We start from the raw sequence: 22,068 nt of genomic DNA on the forward strand, positions 1-22,068 counted from the left end.
TATGCAAAAAATGCTGATCAAAAAATAATTACATCTGCGATGCCTTTAGCAAGGTGTGTTTTTGCAATTATTCCCAGAGCTTTTTTTGATGCGGAGCTCGCTTTTTGTTAATCCACTTATTGAGTTTATAACACAAAAAAGCAGAACCACTCCCTATCAGGGCTCCCGCTAATACATCTGAAGGATAGTGAACGCCCAGATGCATGCGCGAATATCCTACAGCACCAGCCCAAACAAAAGATGGAGCTATTACATACCATTTGGGATAGGCCATGCTTAAGGATGTTGCCGTGGCAAAAGCTGATGATGTATGTCCCGAAGGAAATGAATAACTGGACTCCTCAACAACATTATCTATTTGAGGATAAGTCTCGTAAGGCCTGTCTTTTTTTATAGAATTTTTTAAAGCATAAGTTATAAATGCTGAAACGGCCAATGTTTCACCAATGAAGATTGCTTTTTTCTTTGTTATACTGTCTTTTTCTATCAATCCGACAGCATAAATAATAACTGGAGTTCCAATGCTTATTGGGAAAGCACTATTGGTAACTCCTTTCATAAGAGGATCTAAATTAGTATTTCTATTGAGATTGATTTTTTCTAAAAGATCAATATCCGGATTTTGGGCATTGGAAATCGAAAAAAAGAATAGGAGAATAAAAAGATAAATTAATTTAGGCATTTTTCTTTTTTTTGACTTAAAAAAAACGGCTATGCCAGCTATCTAATGCAGGTACTTCCCAAGATTCATTGAACTCTTCAATATTGTTAACCAGATTATTGAAAACAATTGTGTTTTCGGTAACTGCTTTGTCTTTCACCATTTTCTTGAAATCAATTAATGGCTTATATGCAATATGCTCACCCAGCTTGAAAGTTACATTCATTTTATCCAATAAATCTACATTGTATTTTTTTTCAAGGCCTTGAATAAACTCTACCGAGGAATCAATAGAACAGCCCGTAGCCGCCTGTACTTCCTGATTTACAGCCAAAATTATAAAACGATTGTATTTTAACAGATAAGAAGATTCAAGACTAGTACCGTGTGCTGCCCATTCGTTAAGAAAAGACTGCAGGTCAGTTTCAATTTCGGAAAACTCAGCATCCGAAAATTTTCTATTCGATTGATAGATCCAAATTTTAGATTCTCCAGGTAAATTTTCAAAAGGAACGTACATTGTATTTATGATTTTAGAATGCAGATTTTAGACTGCAGATTTATAATTTTAGGTTTAGACTGAGAAAAGTTTAAAGTTATTTAAGGATTGTTTAAAATAGTTTAACATTCTTTTTTTCAAACCATTAAACATCAAACTCTTAAACAATTAAACTTTTACAGATCCTGAGCATTTGCAATTAACTCAGCGATGTCCATTACTTTAACGTCATTTTCTCTCTCTTTATTTTTAACGCCGTCTGTGAGCATGGTATTGCAGAAAGGACAGCCGGCAGCTATGATATTTGGTTTTGTTTCCAAAGCATCTTCTGTTCTTTCTATATTGATTTCCTTACTTCCGGGTTCAGCGTCTTTAAACATTTGCGCTCCGCCGGCACCACAGCACAGCCCATTTGCTTTTGACCGCTTCATTTCGACTAATTCAGCATCCAGTTTTTGGATTAAATCTCTTGGTGCTTCATATACATTATTGGCTCTGCCTAAATAACAAGGATCATGAAAAGCAATCCTTTTTCCTTTAAACTGTCCTCCTTCAATCGTTAATCGGCCGGCATCTAATAATGATTTAAGGAATTCGGTATGGTGTACTACTTCATAATGTCCGCCTAATTCCGGATATTCATTTTTTAACGTATTAAAACAATGCGGACATGCTGTTACAATTTTTTTAGTTTCATAAGCATTCAGCACTTCGATATTCATCATAGCCTGCATTTGAAACAAAAACTCATTTCCTGCTCTTTTTGCGGGATCTCCTGTACAGCTTTCTTCTGTGCCAAGAACTGCAAAAGAAACATTTGCTCGATTCAGAATCTTCACAAATGCTTTGGTTATTTTCTTTGCTCTATCGTCAAAACTTCCTGCACAACCTACCCAAAATAAAACTTCCGGCTGTTTTCCCTGGGCTAGCATCTCGGCCATTGTTGGCACTATTAAATTTTCTGACATAACGTTAAGTTATTTTGTTTATGGTTTATGGTTCATGGCCTGTTCTATAATTTTATAAATATTTGTTTTATCTTTTGTCAAACCAAAAACTACAAACTATAAACAACAAACCATTAACTATTTTAGTCATTTTTCCAATTCAGACGGTCCTGCTGGCTGTACTGCCAAGGAGCGCCATTATTTTCAATATTGCTCATCATCGCATTGATAGGCATTGGAGCAGCACTTTGTTCCATTACCAGATAACGTCTCATATCCATAATAATCGAAAGCGGACTGATATTTACCGGGCATTCCTCTACACAGGCATTGCAGGATGTACAAGCCCATAATTCCTCTGGAGTAATATAATCGTTCAATAGTGTTTTATTATCTGGCACAAAAACACCTTTGTTGGCATCGATATTTTTTCCAACTTCTTCCAGCCTGTCTCTTGTATCCATCATGATTTTACGCGGAGACAATTTTTTACCAGTCTGATTTGCCGGACAGGATGATGTACAGCGGCCACATTCGGTACATGTATAGGCATTCAATAACTGAATCCAATTTAGATCCTGTACATCACTGGCACCAAATTTACTTGGAACTTCATTTTCCGAAACCGGCGCTGCTGCAAATGGATCGGCATTAGGATCCATCATCAGTTTTACCTCTGTCGTTACCGAAGCTAAATTATCAAACTTTCCCTGAGGATTTAAATTGGCAAAATAAGTATTCGGAAAAGCCAATAGAATATGAAGGTGTTTTGAAAAATATAAATAATTCATAAAAACCAAAATACCGACAATATGCAACCACCAGAACGCTTCATTCAGCAGCATCACCAATTCGTTTGACATTCCATCAAAAACTGGAGCTATAAACTGGCTGACTGGGAAAGAACCTGCTTTTATAAAATGTGAAAATCCTCCGGGTACATTCTGCAAATGCAGATCGGAAGCATTCATCAATAAAAACAAAGTCATTAAAGTAACTTCAAAATATAAAATGTAATTAGCATCACCTTTTGGCCAGCCTTTCAAATCCGAATGAATAAATCTTTTCAGCTTGATAATATTTCTTCTTATCAAAAAAACGGTAACCGAAATTAAAACTAAAACGGCCAGAATTTCGAAAGAACCGATTAAAACGTCATATACTGCTCCAAGCGGTGCAAATATTCTATGAGTACCAAATAACCCGTCAATAATGATTTCCAGCAATTCAATATTGATAATGATAAAACCGGCATACACTATAATATGCAGTATTCCGGCAACGGGTCTTTTTACCATTTTTGACTGCCCGAGAGCGATCATAGCCATATTTCGCCATCTTGCTTTTGCATTATCTTTACGATCTACATCAATGCCAAGATTAATATTCCTTATTATTTTTTTGACATTCAAATAGAAATAACCGAATCCAATAATCAATATAACCGCAAATAAAATACTGCTAAGATAACTCATGAAATTAGTTTTTTACGTTTGTAATAGAATCTTTTGGAGCCACGTAGGGTTTATTTTTCTTGCCAAAAACAGATACGTTGACATATCGGGTTGGATTCAGTCTCACATCCTGTAAAAGCAGCTCTAATTCTCTTGATGTTTTAGCTAAATTTACGTACAAGGCATCATCTTTCATTAATTTGCCCATTGTACCTTTACCAGACTCTATACCTTTCATTATACCGTCAACTTTAGCCAATGTTGTGTTCAGGTTTCTCACAGCAAGGCCTAAATCTGCCTTGTTTAATGAATCTGATATCTTAACAAAATTATCCGAGACTTTATTAAAATTAGAAACAACTCCTTTCAGCTGTCCCTTATTTTCTTCTAAAATCACATTTGCATTTGCAGCTGCTTTATGAAACTGTTCCATAGTAGCACTAAGTTCAGCTAAGCTCTTCTTTAAATCTGCTTTGCCTTTGGCATCCAAAACTTCATTGAAACTCACAACTAACTGATCGGCACTTGTCATCAGCTTTTCAAGTTTTGCCATAGCAGGGCTGACTTTATTCCCTAATGAATCCATTAGACCCAGTTCTGTTGCGCCTTTTAAATAGTCCCCACTCTCAGCAATATTCTTATCAGCATAATTTGGATGAATAGCCAGCTGTTTGCCTCCGATAAGGCTTGCATCATAAATTACAGCAGTACTGGTTTTTGAAATTGGAAAATCAGTATTAATTTGTAATTCGACTAATAAAGTACCTTTTTCTGTAAGGTTTATAGCTTTTACTTTGCCAATGATTAATCCGTTTATAGTTATGGGAGCTGATGGAGCAAGTCCTTCCACGTTTTGATATTCAACGTAAAAAAACTTATAACTGTTAAAAAGGTCTTTGCCTTTTAAATAACTGTATCCCCAAATGAACAATAATATTGATGTTATAACTAGAATTGCAGTCTTTATTTCTCTTGTAATTTTCAAAATTTTGTCTTTTAATGGGTAAATTTAATATAAAATATTCGATCTAAAATTATTTGATAGCTTCTTGAATGCTTATTTTTTTGCCATTCCTAAACGCAATCAAAAAGGCAGAATCATATCCTTTGGACTTTACATCCTGCAGCTGGTTCTTTGCTTCCTCATAATCAGTTGTTTCACCGTAAGTGTATTTATAAATATTATCTTCATAAACAACTGATACATTTTTTAATCCTTTGAAATTTTTGGATTCTAAGGCGATTCTTTTTTTACTTGCCGAAAGCTGAATTTTATAAATGGAGCCTAATGTATCTTTTTTAATAACGGCTTTATTAATTTCAGGAACTGGAGTGCTTTTTACAGGAGTTTCAGAAGTTTTTACAGGATTTTCTTTTAATATCTGAGAAGGTTTTTCACCGTAGGTTTCAGCTCCTCCATCCCCAAAATACTCATATTTATAACTGATAATTGCATTTGCAATAGCTTTGGCAATATCATTTTGGCCTTCTTCTGAATTTAATAATTCTCCTTCGGCAGGATTAGAAATAAATCCTGTTTCAATCAGCACTCTAGGCATATATGCTTTGTGCAAAACCATAAAAGGTGCTTGTTTTACCCCTCCATGACGTAATTTTTTGCCTAATTTGGCAAATTCATCTTCGACCTTGCTGGCTAATGAAATACTGTTTTCTAAATATTCCTCTTGCATAAGAGTCATACCAATCATTGTTTCTGGCGAGTTTGGATCAAAACCTTCGTATTTTTGCTTGTAATCCTTCTCCATAGTAATTACTGCATTTTCCTTTTTGGCCGCTTCAAGATTAGAAGCAATCTTATTCATCCCCATAACATAGGTTTCAGTACCATCTGCTGCAGTATTTTTATTGGCATTTAAATGTATTGAAACAAAAATATTGGAATCGGCTCTATTGGCAATATTGGCTCGTTCTACCAGATCAATAAAAACGTCAGTTTTCCGGGTGTAAATAACATCAATCTTTGGATATGATTCTAATATTCTGCCTACCTTCAACACAATTGCCAATGCGATGTTTTTTTCAACTCTTCCGCTATAATTGGCTCCAAAATCATGAGCGCCATGACCTGCATCTAAAGTAACTTTAAAATTATTGGATTGACTATATCCATCAACTATCACCATCACAATTAAAAATGTGAATGCAATTTTTATTTTTTTTGATATATTCATCTAATAGTTAATTTTATTACAAGAGTTCTATTATAAATTTATGTTTTGATTATTTTTGCCGAAAATTATAGTAATTTTGGCTCAAATATATTCGAGTCTTCATTTTACAAAAATAGTATTTAAACCTTTGCATACAAACTTATTTAATATCGTTTTACTATCAATTTTCCTGTCATTAGGCTGTTCTGATTTATATTCTCAAGATATAAAAAAGAAACAGACTGCTATTTCTCCTAATAAACAAGAAGTTAAGAAACCCGCTGATAACGCTGTCAATAAAAAACCAATTGCTGAAACCACAGCTGATACTGTCAAATTAGACACTATCAAAGTTAAAAAAGTTTTCCTAAACGGTCAGGTTAAATACAAAGCCGATGACTATGCCAAAATCGAACAAAAGAAAAAACTCATCACTTTATACGATAAAGCCGAACTATATTACCAGGATGTTGAATTAAAATCGGGTATTATAGTTATGGATTATGAAAAAAATGAAGTCTACGCTGGCCGAATTAAAGATTCGCTTGGCAACTATACCCAATTTCCAAATTTCAAGCAAGGATCCAATGTTATTGAACCCGATTCCATACGTTTCAATTTCAAGACAAAAAAAGCTTTAATATGGAATTCCAGAACAAATCAGGGCGAGTTTAATGTAAAAGCTGCTATTACCAAAAAAGAAAATGATTCTGTATATTTCCTTAAAGGAGCAAGATTTACGACAGCAAAAGACGTTGATAATCCAGAGTATTATTTTCAGACCAATAAAATAAAATTCATTCCAAACAAAAAAATAGTTACTGGCTCCACTTATATGGTAATTGCAGGAGTTCCAACACCAATATATCTGCCGTTTGCCTATTTCCCATTATCAAAAGAAACCAGTGTTTCTGGAATTATATTGCCTTCCTACAATGATTCCAACACCAAAGGTTTTTCGCTGCAAAATGGAGGATATTATTTTGCACTGAGCGATCATTATAATTTGACAGTTATTGGAGATTATTATACCAATGGAAGTTATGCTTTAGGAATGCAATCATCGTATGCAAAAAGATATAATTTTCAAGGCAATGTCAATATCAGGTTTGAAAATAATATTATTAGCGAAAGAGGATATCCTGATTATTCTAAAACAAAAATATATAATATTCAATGGTCACATTCTCAAGATTCAAAAGCCAATCCAAATTCTACATTTTCGGCCTCCGTGAATTTAGGGAGCAGTGAATATTTTAAGAAGACCGTCAATCAGGTCAATGTAGGATCTTCATTAAACAATACACTGACTTCATCTGTTTCCTACAGCACTGTATTTCATACAATTCCAGAAAGCCGAATATCGCTTACAGCAACACACTCACAAAACACGAATACAAAAGTAATAAATATGACGCTGCCCACGCTGCAATTTAGCGTAGACCGTATTTATCCTTTTGTTAAAAATGATGCAGCAAAAAAAGGCTTCTTCAAAAACATCAATTTACAATACAATCTTAACGGAAAAAACAGCTTCATAACAACTGATTCATTGTTTTTTAAGCCAGAAATGTTTCAAGATGCTGATATTGGGTTTCAGCACTCTATTCCCTTAAGTACCAACTTTAAAGTCTTTAAATATTTTAGTGTCTCAACATCTTTAAACTATGATGAAGTATGGTATTTTAAAACTATCGAAAAACATTATGACGACCAATTAGCTAAAGTGGTTACCACAGATGTAAATGGTTTTGATGCTTACAGAACATACAGTTCTTCCACGAGTATTGGAACAACAATATATGGGACATTTAATTTTGGTGCCGATAAAAAAATAAAATCAATCAGGCACGTTATGAGACCCGCAATTTCACACAGCTATACGCCTAGTTTCGAAAAATACTATGATACCTACGCCACTGATGGCAGTGGAACCATGCAAAAAGATTATACCCGATTTGAAGGAGGTATGTATGGATCACCTGGGCTAAACAGTTCGAACTCTATTGGTTTTAATTTAAGCAACACTTTTGAGGCAAAAGTTACTGACAAAGACACTACCAAAACAGAAGCAAAGAAGATAATGCTGCTGAATAACTTAAACTTTTCAACCAGTTATAATGTTGACGCCAAAACACTAGCATGGGCACCTGTAAGAATCAGTGGAGGAACACAGTTTTTTAACAATAAATTAAGCGCTAATTTTGGGACAACATTAGATCCTTATGCCATTGATAATTCTGGTACCCGAATCAATACTTTCAACATCAATAATGGCGGCAGTCTTTTTAGAATGACAAGTGCCAATTTGACAATGAATTACTCACTTAGCAGCAAAGGCGAGAAGAAAGAAAAAACTGATTCTCAGGCAGCTAGAAATGGTGGCCGGGAAGATGATTTATTTGGCTCGGATATAGATACAGGCAGTTATCGGAAAAACAGCCAATTTACCGAAGATGACGAAACTGAAGATGTGGTTAGTGAATTTTTTAAATCGAAATTACCTTGGGATATGACATTTGCCTATTCCTTAACTTATGGAAACAATAATAGAGAGAAAAAAATAACCGGAAATTCTATTATGATTTCAGCCAACACCGATTTAACACCAAAATGGAAAGCTGGTGTATCTACTGGATATGATTTTGTTCAAAAAGGGGTTACATTTACCCAATTGCGTTTTGAAAGAGATTTAATGAGCTGGAGAATGGATTTTAACTGGGTTCCATTTGGTCCAAACACAACATGGAATTTCTATATCGGAATTAAATCGGGTATTCTTAGTGATATTAAATGGGAAAAAAGAAATCAGAATTTCTAGCCTCTAAGCCCAATTCACAATATAAGTACACACGCTTGCTGAAAGTAATCTTTAATTTTAAACTATTCTAAATTCATAAACATGAAAACAATAATTTACACTGAAAATGCTCCAGCACCAATTGGGCCTTATAATCAAGCTGTATTAAAGGGAAATACTCTGTATACATCTGGACAGATTGCATTAAATCCATCTACAATGGAATTAGTGACAGATACAATCGAATCTGAAACTAAACAAGTAATGGAAAACATGAAAGCAGTTCTTGAAGCAGCAGGAATGACTTTTGAAAATGTTGTAAAGACTTCTATTTTTATTTCTGATATGAATGATTTTGGAAAAATCAATACTGTTTACGGATCATATTTTAATGAAAAAACCGCTCCAGCTCGTGAAACGGTTCAAGTGGCATGTCTGCCAAAAAATGTAAATGTGGAAATTTCTATGATTGCTGTGCTATAGCATTTATTAACAATTGTGCTGTTGCTTCATTTGTTGCTAACGGTATATTGTGTACATCGCAAACACGTATAAGCATGTTAACATCTGCTTCGTGAGGGTGGCTAGAAAGAGGATCTTTAAAGAATAAAACCATTTGAGTTTTACCTTCAGCAACTCTGCCAGCAATTTGTGCATCGCCACCAAGAGGACCAGAGAGCATTCTTGTGGTTTTAAAACCAGCTTCTTCTGCTCTGCCCCCAGTTGTACCAGTTGCTATAAACTGTATTTTTTCTTGACTCAGCAGTTCACGATTTTTGATGAGAAATTTTACGATATCCTCTTTTTTACCGTCATGGGCAATAATTGCTATCTCCATATCTTAACTGTTTGCTACGTGGTAAGCAATTAATCCATCAATAGGTCTCCTTAAAACAGTTCCTAGCTGAAGCTCGTATTTTTCAAAGATTTCAGCTAATTCATCTTTTAGATAAAAAGCTATCGAACCTACAAAATTAACTGGTATCTCTCTGCAATTTTCAAATTGCATAATATAATTTTTAATGAATGATTTCATCGCTTTAAAAATTATCTTACGGCAAAATGCGTGCTCTTTATTTTGAATTAAAAATTTTGCAAAAGTAGCAAGATAAGCATTTGGATTTGGTTCTTTGTATAGTTTATTTTTAATATAATCTGGACTTAAATCATATTCATTTTCAAATACTTCAGCCAATTCTTTTGGCATTTTATTAAAGTAGTATTTTCTGATTAATTCTTTCCCAAAAACGTTACCACTGCAGTCATCCATAACAATGTAACCTAATGACTGTACTCTTTGTTCTAAAACCTTACCATCAAAATAACTGCAATTTGAACCAGTACCAAGAATACCTACAATAGCTTTTTCACCTTTTGGAGTAGTAGCAAAAACAGCAGCATATGTATCTTCTTCCACAACTACTATTGCATTTGAAAAATAGTCCTTAAAAATTTCAGAAAGCATCATCTTCATTCTTTCAGTACCACAGCCGGCTCCATAGAAAAATAAATGGGTAGCTGTTTTTTTATTTTGTAATATATCAAAACGGTCATTCAAACGTTCAACTATCTCTTCTCCGTTAAGAATTTCAGGATTTAATCCTAGTGTTTGTGTAGTAAACAAAACTTTTCCATTGTCATCAATTGCAATCCAATCAGCTTTTGTAGAACCACTGTCAACTATTAATTTCATATTATTTGGTTTATTGGTTATTATTTTTTGTTTCTATATCAATTTTGTAGATTCTTATAAAGAAACAAAATAACAAAAATCCCATTAACATAAATTAATGGGATTTTTCAAAATTATGTGTTTTATTTTAATGAAGTGATATGTACAGCCAAATCAATTAATTTACTTGAATATCCATACTCATTATCATACCAAGAAACTAATTTGAAGAAAGTTGAATTCAATCCAATACCTGCAGTTGCATCAACAATAGAAGTTCTTTTGTCAGAAATAAAATCCTGAGAAACAACAGCATCTTCAGTATATCCTAAAATTCCTTTTAACTCATTTTCAGAAGCTTTCTTCAAAACAGCCATAATTTCTTCGTATGAAGTTTCTTTAGCTACTTTTACGGTTAAATCTACTGTAGAAACGTCAGCAGTAGGAACACGGAAAGCCATACCTGTTAATTTTCCATTCAAATCTGGGATAACTTTTCCAACAGCTTTTGCAGCTCCAGTTGATGAAGGAATAATGTTAATAGCAGCTGCACGACCACCTCTCCAGTCTTTTCTAGAAGGTCCGTCAGCTGTCATTTGAGTTGAAGTTGTAGCGTGAACTGTTGTCATTAAAGCTTCAACAATTCCGAAATTATCATGAATTACTTTAGCTAATGGAGCTAAGCAGTTTGTTGTACAAGATGCATTAGAAACCACTAAATCAGAAGCTTTTGCAGTTTCGTGGTTAACACCCATTACAAACATTGGAGCATCAGCAGAAGGAGCTGAGATAATTACTTTTTTAGCTCCACCTTTGATGTGCTCGTTTGCAGTTTCAATAGTTGTAAAAATACCTGTACATTCAGCTACTACATCAACACCAACTTCATTCCATTTTAAGTCAGCTGGGTTTCTTTCAGCAGTGATACGGATGTTTTTACCGTTTACGTATAATTTTCCTTCTTTTACTTCTACAGTTCCGTCAAAACGACCGTGTACTGAATCATATTTTAATAAATAAGCCAAGTGATCAACATCTAATAAATCGTTGATTGCAACTACTTCAATATTATCTCTGTTGAAAGATTCTCTGAAAACAATTCTTCCAATTCTACCAAACCCGTTTATTCCTAATTTTACTTTTGACATTGTATTTAATTTAAATTATTTTTATTTTATTTTACTTTCTTTTTTTTTAAATAGACATAATATCTGATACACGGAGTAATTCCTGATCGATTTCTGAATCTCCTTTAATCGCTTGTTCTAAAGGAGTAAGTACGATCTTATCAGCTAATAAACCAACCATATAGTTAGATTCGCCTTCTAATAAAGATTCTACAGCTTTTACTCCCAAACGGCTGGCTAAAACTCTATCAAAACATGATGGAGCGCCTCCACGCTGCATATGTCCTAATACAGATACACGCACATCATATTCAGGGAAATTGGACTCAACATAATCTTTTAATTCAAAAACAGTTTTACCAATTTTATCACCTTCCGAAATAACTACAATACTTGATGATTTTCCTGCTGCCTTGCTTTTTCTCAAAGAATCTAATAAGCGATCCAGTCCTAAATCTTCTTCTGGAATAAGAATTTCTTCGGCGCCAGCACCAATTCCTGCATTTAATGCGATATGACCAGCATCCCGTCCCATAACTTCTATCAGAAACAGTCTGTTATGTGAACTTGCCGTATCACGAATTTTATCAATTACTTCAACAACAGTATTAAGAGCTGTATCGTAGCCTAAAGTATGGCTTGTCCCATATATATCATTGTCAATAGTTCCAGGAATTCCCATTACCGGAAAATTGTACTCAGAATTAAACAGTAAAGCACCAGTAAAAGAACCGTCTCCGCCTATAACAACTAAAGCATCAACGCCAGCTTTTAGAAGATTTTTGTGGGCCTTTTCACGTCCTTCTGGAGTTTTGAAATCCATTGACCGTGCCGACTTTAAAATAGTTCCTCCTTTGTTTACAATGTTGTTTACACTACGGGGTCCCATTTCTTTAAAGTCCCCTTCAATCATTCCTTGATAGCCTCTATAAATACCAACACATCCTATATCATGAAAAGCACATGTTCGTACAACAGAACGAATGGCTGCATTCATTCCTGGAGAGTCTCCTCCAGAGGTCAGTACACCTATCTTTTTTATTGTTTTTGACATTTTTTTAAGTATTAAAGTGTAAATTTAGCAAATATCAAAGATATTTTAGGGGTGCTTTCTAACATTTTAATAAATTATTTGAAATTCAAACGTTTTCGTTGATAAGTTTTCTGGAAGCAAAAAAAACAGCAATATCTGCTCTTTTAAAACCCTGAAAACCTGCTGTAAGATAAGTATTCCATATACAAAAAGTCCTTGAAAAAATTAAACTTTTCCACTCTTAAATGTTATTCTTTGCTAACAAGATATTAAATAAAAATCAATCCTCTTCAGGAAGAACTGCGTCTTGATTAACTTTGGGCTTTTCTTTTTTTGGAGGAGCTGGTTTTGTAAAATTTATAAAATCGGGGCTTAAATTAGAGTCTGAATCCACCTCTTTTACGCTTTCCTTGTTTAGCCTATTCAACTTATTACTGCTAAACATCTTATCTACCAGCTCACTAAAAGTATCAAAATCGACTTCATACGAAATTCCTACGCCTTGCGTATATCCAATATCCTGTCCTATATAATTGATATCGTTCTCTTTATTAAAAAAATGCAGATTGAAGGTACCATCTTCATTCATTCTATATTTAATATCAATATCACCAACCACAGAAGATTCATGTACACCTCCAAATGGAACTCCAATCTTTCCATTTATAGTAATTCTTTCGTTTACTTTTGATGAAACAATTGCCTCAAATCTGCCATCGGTTTGCGAACTTGGCCTATTGTCTGGCGAAACAACATTGAAATTCATTGCAAACTTCTCGTCTGATGAATGAACAATATCTCCCAGCATGCTCGAAGCAGTTTCATACAAACTGGAAGCCATTGCCTGGCTAGACCCATCTTTACTCAAAAAACTGCCTGTTGACAATAAATATAATGCTTGTGTCTGTCGTACATCTTTATCGGACAATTCACTTTCCAGTTCTGATTTCATGACACTCTTAATAGTTGGAAACTCAATCATGAAATCTGGTTCGGGATGAGCTAAATCACCATGGATTCCGATAACCACTTCAACATCAATTTTCTTATTGACACTCGAATTTTCAAGAAGCAAGGCAGGATTTGCAGATGTTTTATAAACTGCCTCCAGATTTAACTGTGCTCTCATAGGATTACCTTCCCAAATGATAGATCCTCCTTTTTTGACATTGAATTTTTTATCAATAAGACCGCCATATTTGAAATTATAAGTACCATCATACGGCAAAAAGTCACCCCACATATTAAAATTGCCCAGCGTGTTTATTTTAAACAACAGTGTCCCATTTCCCCTTCCTTTCATTCCATGTCCAGAGTTTCTGTCCAGAATAACTTCAACTTCAGCATTAGGTGTTATCTCTAAATCAAATTCCAGCTCCAATCCATTATAATTTCTTGTTTTTTCGACTATTCCTTTTTGCAGATTGAATTTTTCCTTCGGAGTAATAAAATGAATGAAACTGTTTTCGCTGACACTCTCGGCATTATTAATTGGTATTTTGAGAATGGATCCTTTTTCCGATTTTGCATCAACCTTGATAACTAATCCGCTTGTAGGTCCTTTTATTGTTGCATTTCCATTAATAAAAGCAGTACCAAAATAAGCTGCGTCTTCACTGTCTTGAGTATCCAGCACAAGAAGCCTTTTGCTGCCTATAGCCAAATCCAGTTTCCAATCTGAAAAATTCTTGTGTTCTATTACTCCATTCAAGGTTCCGGTGGTCTTGAATTTAGTATCGGTTAAAGTATTGTTTCTAAACAGAAATTTCTCATCAGTCAGATCAATTATAGTTCTGTCTTTTAAAGCATAATCGACATTTAGATAGGGTATGCTCAAGCCACCGTCACTAACAAAAAGACGTCCATTGATATCAGGCTTTTTAACAGTACCGCCAATGGTCGCATTACCAGAAACCATTCCGCGTATATTGGAAATAACATCGCCTCCCAAGGAACTCAGAGTAGCCAGATTGAATCGGTCAAATTTAAAATTTAAATCAAATAATGTCTCTTTATTTACAATTTCAAAATTTCCATCGGCACTGAAAGATTCAAAATCATTGTTTTCGATAGTAGAATATAAAGTGAATTTTTTGAGGTTCTCATCTCCTTTTATATCAAATTTCAGCACACCCAGATCATAATTATTAACCTTTAAGTTATCAATAACCAGTGAAGCTGTGGGCTTATAAACAAGCTTGTTTTGATTAAAGTTAATTTTGCCATTTAAGTTTCCATTGATATCAAAACTTTCCTGAGCAGATGTTAACGCATTGATATCAAAATCCTTAAATTCCAGGTTCACATCCTTGTATGTGCTTCCCTTGAATTCTCCATTTAACTTTATTTCCTGTTCCTTATTAGAGAATATAAAATCATCTAGCTTAAAATCACTTAATTTTTTATCAAAAATCACTCGGTTATTTGCGGAATTTGATTCGTTTATAAACCAAAGGCTGTTTTTTAATTTGATCTCGGATTTACTGAAACCAACAATGTTTTTATTGTTCTTATCGATAGTATGGTATAAATCAAGATTGAAATAATCCTTTCCTTTTGTACCTCCTTTAAATTCAGTCCTGAAAAACAAAGTATCTTTTGATGTGACATTAATCAAGCTGAAATCTCTAATTTTATACATCTTGGTCTTAATGCTATCCAGTTCGATATATGCATTATAAAGCGGATTTTTGTTATCGATAGAAACCCTGATGTTGTCAAAAGAATTATCTGATGCAGTTATTGTTGGCGAATTAAAATTGAACTTAAATTCATTATTATCTGAATTAATAATCCCTTTTACTACTGTATTTTCGCTGATCTCCATTTCAGGAAAAAACAGTTCGACAATTTTATTGTAAACTTCGAAGTTAAACTTTAAAAACTGTCCTTTTTTTACTTTTACCGGCTTGTAATTTGTGTAAAGGCTGCCTAGGGAATTTGCAATAAGTCCATTCAATTCTACAAATTTAAAATTCCCCACAATTGTACCATTGGTTATATCTGGAGCAGTAACTTTTATAGTGCGGATTCTTCTCTCATCAAAGCTTGAGTTTAAATTAAAATCATTAAACTGATAAGTGTTTTTAGAATTTAAATAAGTTGCATTATTAATATAAATATTCCCGTGCAGGTTTTCAATCGAATTTCCCTGTACATCAACAATGGCCTCTCCGTTAAACTTAGAAATGGTATCGTTTACAAAATGCAGTTTATTCAATTCGGCATTATCAACTTTTATCTGAAAATCATATTTGCTTTCTTTATTGCTTAAATTAACCAGCCCATCAAAATTCATCTTCAAATTAGGATCATCAATAATTATCGCTCCTTTATATAAGGGCAGCTTAAAATTGCCATTTACTTTTATGTTCTTGTAATTATAACCATTATAGGCAAATTTAGATATATCACCTTTCAATGAAGTATCCAGATACTTCTCGGAAAATCCTTTTCCATCAACATCCAGATTTAAGCTTACCAATGATAAATTTTTATTATCCAAAAGATTGCCAATATTAAATTCGTTCAAAACCACATAGCCATTATAAGCAGCTTTGTCGCTTTGATCCATATCTATAATTGTAAATTTAGATGTTACTTTTCCTAAATCTGTTTTAGCGTCAAGGTTTGCATGTATTGAAGTTGTGGTAAGCTGCGTATTGCCCACCAACGTAACATTTCCAAATTTCTTTATAATTACAGGCAGTCTTTTGCCTAGTACATTGGGCAGTATTTTTACTAAATCAGTGTAATTAGTACTTAAATGATCAAATTTTCCATTCATATAGAACTCCTGATCCTTATCTCCCAGAAGGTTTTTAAAATTGATAAAACCCATCAAACGGGTGCCTTTATTATCATTCAGGCTAAGATCCAAAAATTTTAAATTATTAAGAGGTCCTGTTATATGGCTTCTAAGCTTAAATACTTTATTTCTTCCCAATTCATTATAAAAACAGCGGATATCGTTGGACGCAATTTTTGCGGATTTAAATTTAAAATCAAACTCTACCTTGTTTACAAAGTCTGAAAAATCTTCAATTTCATAATTCAAGGCGGCATAACCTTTAATACTAGACTCTTCGGTTTTTAACTCCATTTTATCTAATATCATATGCTGCTGTGTGAAGCTGTAATTCCCTTTTAAGTTTTTAATATACACGCCTCTATGATCCAAAAATGACATTTTCTGAATATTGGCATATATTTCCGGACCATAAACTTTGAAATTTGTAAGCGAAATTTTCAGCCTCGTAAAATCGACCGATGTTGGAGTCTCATAATTTTCATCAGACAAGATGAACCTTCCATTTGATAAGTCAACACTGGAAGCTGTCAATAAAAATTTTTTCTTAGAAGGGGTTTTGCTTGTCCCAAAAGCATCTACAAAATAATCGAGATTGGTTTTTCTTTCTTTTTTGTAGGTTTTTAAATTAAAAAGAACACCATCCAGTGCTATATCACTAAAAATTAAATCACCATCTAATATTTTTTTTGCACCGAGCACAGTTGTGTTAATTCTTTTAACATAAATCAATGTATCTTTATGATGATCAATAATTAAAACTTTTTTAAGTTTTACGCCACCAAAAACAGTGAGCTGCACTTCATCAACATTCATGTGTATCCCGAAGTCCTCATTTATGCTTTTCATGAAGTACCTAGCCATCTTTGTTTGGACAAAAGGCATAGTAAGAGCTATAAAAAGTACTAGCAAAAGTAATATTAGTCCAACGAAAGTACGGAATACTATTTTTTTTATCTTTTTGATACGTCTTGTTTTTGTTTTTTTGGTACAAATAAATAAATTGCCCTTGGAAATGGTAATATCTTAACTAAAAATATTTAATTTTGGCACAGCTGTAAAAATACTATTTTTATAGTAATTCATCAAATATACTTCAAAATTCATCTGTTTATATGCAAATTCCTGAGGTTTTTATACTTGCAATAGAAAGTTCATGTGATGATACTGCTGCTGCTGTATTATGTAACGATAAAGTATTATCAAATGTTGTGGCCAATCAGTTAATACATAATCAATACGGGGGCGTAGTGCCTGAACTTGCATCTCGAGCTCATCAGCAGAATATAGTTCCTGTAATTGAAGCTGCATTAAACAAAGCAAATATTAAAAAAGAGCAATTATCTGCAATAGCCTTTACACAAGGCCCTGGACTTATGGGATCCCTTTTGGTTGGCAGCTCATTTGCAAAATCAATGGCATTAGTATTAGGAATACCATTAATAGCAGTAAATCATATGCATGCTCATATTCTGGCTCACTTTATAGATGAAGAAGGTTTTGATAAACCGGAGTTTCCTTTCCTGGCATTAACCATTAGCGGCGGACATACCCAGATTGTAAGAGTTGATGATTTTTTTGACTTAACAATTATAGGAGAAACTACAGATGATGCCGTGGGTGAAGCTTTTGACAAAAGTGCAAAAATATTGGGACTCCCCTATCCTGGAGGGCCTCTGGTTGATAAATATGCACAATTGGGAAATCCAAAAGCTTTTCCTTTTACTAAGCCAAAAGTTCCTGGGTTAGATTTCAGCTTTTCGGGTCTGAAAACAGCAATTTTATATTTTATTCAGAAGAAAAAAATTGAAAATCCTTCCTTTATAGATGAAAATATAAATGATATCTGTGCATCCATTCAGCATACAATTATCGAAATTTTAATGGATAAATTAAAAATGGCTGTAAAAGAGACTGGTATTAAACAAATTGCCATAGGTGGCGGAGTATCTGCCAACTCAGGAATTCGAAATACTCTGAAAGCAGCAGAAACCAAATACGGCTGGAAAACTTTTATCCCCAAATTTGAATACACAACCGATAATGCCGCAATGATTGGAATTGTAGGTTATCAAAAATTTTTATCTCAAGAATTTGAAACTGCCGATGTTGTTTCAAAAGCAAGAATACAATTTTAATTATGCAGTTATTTTATAATCCATCCATAAACGAAACTACCACCGCTTTCTCTTTTGACAAAGAAGAGAGTAAACATATTATTAAAGTCTTACGCAAAAAAGACAGCGATATTTTATTTGTTACAAATGGCCAAGGATTATTATGTAAGACAGAAATCACTTTAGCATCAGATAATAAATGTACTGTTGAAATAATATCTATTGAAAAAACTGAAGCCCCAAAATATAAATTGCACCTTGCGGTTGCTCCAACAAAAATGAATGACCGCTATGAATGGTTTCTGGAAAAAGCAACCGAAATTGGCATACATGAAATTACGCCAGTTATTTGTGACCGCTCCGAACGAAAAGTAATCAATATTGAACGGTTTGAAAAAATTATTCTTTCGGCAATGAAACAGTGCAATCAAATGTTTCTGCCTAAATTAAACCCTGCAATTCCGCTGAAGGAATTTGTCAAGCTTAAGCAGAACGGAACATTACTAATTGCTCACTGCGAAGAAACTAATAAAAAATCGCTGAAATCAGCCGTTTCACCCAGCACCGATTACACCATATTAATTGGTCCTGAAGGTGATTTTTCTACGAAAGAAATCGCACTGGCACTTGAAAATAACTATATACCAGTATCATTGGGCGAAACAAGATTACGTACCGAAACTGCCGCCGTAGTGGCCTGTCATAGTGTTGTCTTTACTAACGAAGCTTAGATTTACAGTATGAAAAAAGCATTTTTTGCATTATTATTCATTTCATTCTCTTGTTTCTCCCAAGAAATTGCTTTGTTAAAATACAATGGTGGCGGAGATTGGTATTCGAATCCAACTTCATTGCCTAATTTAATAAAATACTGCAATGCAAATATAAATACCCAAATAAAACCAAAGCCCAGAACAGTAGAACCCAGCAGTCCCGATCTGCTTTCTTATCCATTTGTTCACATGACAGGACATGGAAATGTAGCATTTAGCGATGCTGATGTAAGCAATCTTCGGAAATATTTACTCGCTGGGGGTTTTCTGCATATTGATGACAATTATGGCATGGATCAATACATTCGTAAAGAAATAAAAAAGATATTTCCAAACGAGAATTTGATTGAAATACCATCAAATCATCCAATATTTCAAAAACCATTTGTTTTTGCTGACGGCTTACCCAAAATTCATGAACATGATGGCAAGAGACCACAGGCTTTTGGAATTTTTATAAAACAAAAACTGGTATTGCTATATACATACGAATGCGATTTAGGAGATGGCTGGGAAGATGCCGAAGTTCATAACGACCCAATAGAAGTTCGTGAAAAAGCATTAAAAATGGGAGCCAACATCATTAACTACATTTTCACAAATTGATTTAACACTAACAGTGCTTTTCAAATCATTTCTTATACTTTTATTTGAAAACCATTATAGTATTCTAATTGGTAAATCAATTTTTGAGTTTTGAAGTGTAAACCAACTGTTGTTTTAACAAATACAAACCTACGTAATTTCACCCAATTTACTGATTACAGACCCTGTAAAATAACGTATTCGTAAAAAACAGTAAAAAATACGCTTGTTAATTGGAGAATATTGTTATAAAATTGTAAAATAATTAACCAATCAAACATTTTTATAACAAAAACCACAACTATGAAAAAATTAATTTTATCAGCTGCTGCTGTACTGATGCTATTTTCGTGTCAAAATGAACAAAATGAAATTGCAGCGCCCGAAACAAATGCCATGGCGCAACGGAAATGTGCTTCTCATGAAGTTTTAGAAGAACAATTAAAAGCCGATCCCACCTTGATTATCCGCATGAATGAGATCGAAGCTTTTACAAAAAATGCATTATTAACGAGAAGGCTTGTAAATGGAAAAGTAGTAATTCCAGTAGTTGTCAACGTATTGTATAAAACTGCTGCTGAAAACATTTCGGACACACAAATACAATCTCAGATTGATGTATTGAACAAAGATTTTACCGCTACAAATTCAGACTTTTCAAGTACTCCGGCAGAGTTCGCAACTGTAGCAGCAAACGTAGGCATAACCTTTGAATTGGTGCAGATTAATAGAAAAGCGACAACTAAAACCTCATGGGGCACAAGAGATGCTATGAAAAAAACCAAACAGGGAGGATTAAATCCTACATCCCCAGCAACAAATCTTAACTTATGGGTTTGTACCATTGGTGGCGGGATACTTGGCTATGCTCAGTTTCCAGGCGGATCTTCGGCTACCGATGGAGTGGTTATAGATTCCAAATACTTTGGCCTATCAGGCTCAGGAAGCTATCCCTATAATTTAGGAAGAACAGCAACTCATGAAGTGGGACACTGGATGAACCTTAGACACATTTGGGGTGACGCTTCCTGCGGAGACGATCTGGTTGCAGACACACCTGTCGCAAAAACATCAAACTATGGTGTACCAGCTTATCCGTATGCAAGCACATGTCTTCCTGCTCATAACGAAATGACAATGAACTACATGGACTACACTGATGATAGAGGAATGTTTATGTTTACAAATGGTCAAAAATCAAGAATGACTGCCTTATTTGTTGCTGGTGGAGCAAGATCAGGATTCGGACAATAATTTATTTTAATTTTAAAATTGTAAACTCGCTGCTTGTTAGCGAGTTTTTTTATCTTTATAAACTAATAAAACGGTATGATTACAACCAGAATTATAGCAAATGGTATAGTCCGCGCTATTGCTATTCTGATTTTAGCAGCAATAGCACTTTATTTTTTATATCAAATCCAGAATATATTAATTTATGTCTTAGTTTCATTGATTCTGACTTTGATTGGCTCACCAATTTTAGGTTTTTTGGAGAAAAAGCTGAAATTCAAGCACACTATGGCCACTATAGCAGTTTTATCTATCTATTGTTTAATCATATTGATTTTTATGATGTTATTTATTCCATTGATAATTTCTCAAGGTCAAAATTTGTCTCTGTTAAACACAAGTGAAATAGAAAAAAACAGCCTGCAGCTCATGCAGCAGATAAACACTTTTCTGGAACAGCATCATATTGATGCTTCTAAGATTTTTAATCCAAACAGCTTTAAATCTTTTATTAATTTTAATACGGTGCCTAATTTTTTAAATTCAGTTATTGGAACCATCAGCGGTTTCGGGATGGGATTCGGATCTGTTATGTTTATTACATTTTTCTTTCTTAAAGACCGGTCTGCTATTTTGGAAGGTGCCAAATTATTAATCCCAGACTCACACGAAGAAAAAATTTTAAACTCTGTAGAGAAAATAAACCTATTGCTGTCAAGATATTTTATCGGATTATTAATCCAGTTATTTATTGTTTTCATATTGTATACTATTGTTTTATTTATTTTTGGGATACCAAATGCATTAGTAATTGCTTTTTTATGTGCAGTTTTAAATATTATCCCCTATCTAGGGCCATTAATTGCATCGGTGTTTGCTGCAGTTTTAACTATGCTAAGTAACTTGGGTTCTGATTTCCAATCCGAAATACTGCCTACAACCATATATGTACTGATTGGATTTTGGGTTGTACAGTTAATTGACAATAACTTTTCTCAACCAATTATTTTTTCCAAAAGCGTCAGCTCTCATCCACTCGAAATATTTCTGGTAATATTAATCGCAGGTTTCTCATTTGGAATATTAGGAATGATAATTGCGATCCCGCTTTACACAATTTTGAAGGTAATCTGCAAAGAATTTTTCCCAGATAATGAGTTTATTCAACATTTAACAAAAAACATATAA

The 22,068-nt window shown here is 33.8% G+C and carries 18 protein-coding genes; 7 read left to right on the forward strand and 11 right to left on the reverse strand.

Going from position 1 to position 22,068, the window contains the following annotated elements; all coding sequences use genetic code 11:
* Positions 1-67: 67 nt before the first annotated feature.
* The 6 genes from ABEG11_RS00520 to ABEG11_RS00545 form a co-directional block, all read right to left on the reverse strand.
* The gene (locus ABEG11_RS00520) at positions 68-682 is read right to left on the reverse strand and encodes a phosphatase PAP2 family protein (protein ID WP_348822241.1); all 615 of its coding nucleotides are present in this window, start codon (positions 680-682) and stop codon (positions 68-70) included.
* A gap of 16 nt (positions 683-698) precedes the next feature.
* Entirely contained in the window at positions 699-1,181 is a 483-nt protein-coding gene (locus tag ABEG11_RS00525; protein ID WP_348822242.1) for an ABC transporter ATPase, read from the reverse strand.
* A gap of 155 nt (positions 1,182-1,336) precedes the next feature.
* Positions 1,337-2,128 (reverse strand): (Fe-S)-binding protein, encoded by a 792-nt coding sequence (locus ABEG11_RS00530; RefSeq protein WP_348822243.1) that lies wholly within the window; start codon positions 2,126-2,128, stop codon positions 1,337-1,339.
* 122 nt (positions 2,129-2,250) lie between these two features.
* Positions 2,251-3,582 (reverse strand): 4Fe-4S dicluster domain-containing protein, encoded by a 1,332-nt coding sequence (locus tag ABEG11_RS00535; RefSeq protein WP_348822244.1) that lies wholly within the window; start codon positions 3,580-3,582, stop codon positions 2,251-2,253.
* 4 nt (positions 3,583-3,586) lie between these two features.
* Positions 3,587-4,546 carry an MlaD family protein gene (locus ABEG11_RS00540; RefSeq protein WP_348822245.1) on the reverse strand — a complete coding sequence of 320 codons (960 nt, stop codon included), beginning with the start codon at positions 4,544-4,546 and terminating at the stop codon, positions 3,587-3,589.
* 49 nt (positions 4,547-4,595) lie between these two features.
* Positions 4,596-5,753, reverse strand: coding sequence for an N-acetylmuramoyl-L-alanine amidase family protein (locus ABEG11_RS00545; protein ID WP_348822246.1), 1,158 nt, complete (start codon positions 5,751-5,753; stop codon positions 4,596-4,598).
* Positions 5,754-5,880: 127 nt separating this feature from the next.
* Here ABEG11_RS00545 and ABEG11_RS00550 point away from each other — a divergent pair, with 127 nt between their 5' ends.
* Together ABEG11_RS00550 and ABEG11_RS00555 are read left to right on the forward strand one after the other, a co-directional pair.
* The gene (locus tag ABEG11_RS00550; RefSeq protein ID WP_348822247.1) at positions 5,881-8,553 is read left to right on the forward strand and encodes a putative LPS assembly protein LptD; all 2,673 of its coding nucleotides are present in this window, start codon (positions 5,881-5,883) and stop codon (positions 8,551-8,553) included.
* 81 nt (positions 8,554-8,634) lie between these two features.
* Positions 8,635-9,015: a RidA family protein gene (locus ABEG11_RS00555; RefSeq protein ID WP_348822248.1), complete on the forward strand. Its 381-nt coding sequence runs from the start codon at positions 8,635-8,637 to the stop codon at positions 9,013-9,015.
* On the opposite strand, the gene ABEG11_RS00560 is transcribed toward ABEG11_RS00555, so the two are convergent.
* From ABEG11_RS00560 to ABEG11_RS00580, 5 genes are all read right to left on the reverse strand, one after another.
* Positions 8,996-9,370, reverse strand: a complete 375-nt coding sequence (locus ABEG11_RS00560) for a methylglyoxal synthase (RefSeq protein ID WP_348822249.1) — start codon at positions 9,368-9,370, stop codon at positions 8,996-8,998. The two genes, ABEG11_RS00555 and ABEG11_RS00560, sit on opposite strands and share 20 nt — an antisense overlap.
* Before the next feature lie 3 nt (positions 9,371-9,373).
* On the reverse strand, positions 9,374-10,225 hold the full coding sequence (locus ABEG11_RS00565; protein ID WP_348822250.1) for an N-acetylglucosamine kinase: 852 nt from the start codon (positions 10,223-10,225) through the stop codon (positions 9,374-9,376).
* Positions 10,226-10,347: 122 nt separating this feature from the next.
* On the reverse strand, positions 10,348-11,352 hold the full coding sequence (gene gap / locus ABEG11_RS00570; protein WP_348822251.1) for a type I glyceraldehyde-3-phosphate dehydrogenase: 1,005 nt from the start codon (positions 11,350-11,352) through the stop codon (positions 10,348-10,350).
* Between the two features lie 46 nt (positions 11,353-11,398).
* Complete coding sequence (gene pfkA, locus ABEG11_RS00575) at positions 11,399-12,385, reverse strand: 6-phosphofructokinase (protein ID WP_348822252.1); 987 nt, start codon at positions 12,383-12,385, stop codon at positions 11,399-11,401.
* Positions 12,386-12,644: 259 nt separating this feature from the next.
* On the reverse strand, positions 12,645-17,036 hold the full coding sequence (locus tag ABEG11_RS00580) for a translocation/assembly module TamB domain-containing protein (protein WP_348822253.1): 4,392 nt from the start codon (positions 17,034-17,036) through the stop codon (positions 12,645-12,647).
* 251 nt (positions 17,037-17,287) lie between these two features.
* On the opposite strand from ABEG11_RS00580, the gene tsaD reads away from it, so the two are divergent.
* The 5 genes from tsaD (at position 17,288) to ABEG11_RS00605 (ending at position 22,068) form a co-directional block, all read left to right on the forward strand.
* Positions 17,288-18,310 (forward strand): tRNA (adenosine(37)-N6)-threonylcarbamoyltransferase complex transferase subunit TsaD, encoded by a 1,023-nt coding sequence (tsaD, locus tag ABEG11_RS00585; RefSeq protein WP_348822254.1) that lies wholly within the window; start codon positions 17,288-17,290, stop codon positions 18,308-18,310.
* A 2-nt stretch (positions 18,311-18,312) separates the two neighbouring features.
* Positions 18,313-19,020, forward strand: a complete 708-nt coding sequence (locus ABEG11_RS00590; RefSeq protein WP_348822255.1) for a 16S rRNA (uracil(1498)-N(3))-methyltransferase — start codon at positions 18,313-18,315, stop codon at positions 19,018-19,020.
* Positions 19,021-19,029: 9 nt separating this feature from the next.
* Positions 19,030-19,668, forward strand: a complete 639-nt coding sequence (locus ABEG11_RS00595; RefSeq protein ID WP_348822256.1) for a DUF4159 domain-containing protein — start codon at positions 19,030-19,032, stop codon at positions 19,666-19,668.
* A gap of 282 nt (positions 19,669-19,950) precedes the next feature.
* Positions 19,951-20,901, forward strand: a complete 951-nt coding sequence (locus tag ABEG11_RS00600; RefSeq protein WP_348822257.1) for a zinc metalloprotease — start codon at positions 19,951-19,953, stop codon at positions 20,899-20,901.
* A gap of 75 nt (positions 20,902-20,976) precedes the next feature.
* A complete protein-coding gene (locus ABEG11_RS00605) occupies positions 20,977-22,068 on the forward strand; it encodes an AI-2E family transporter (protein WP_348822258.1) in 1,092 nt (363 codons plus the stop codon).

The organism is Flavobacterium aestuarii, assembly GCF_040049115.1.
GTDB classification, from domain to species: domain Bacteria; phylum Bacteroidota; class Bacteroidia; order Flavobacteriales; family Flavobacteriaceae; genus Flavobacterium; species Flavobacterium aestuarii.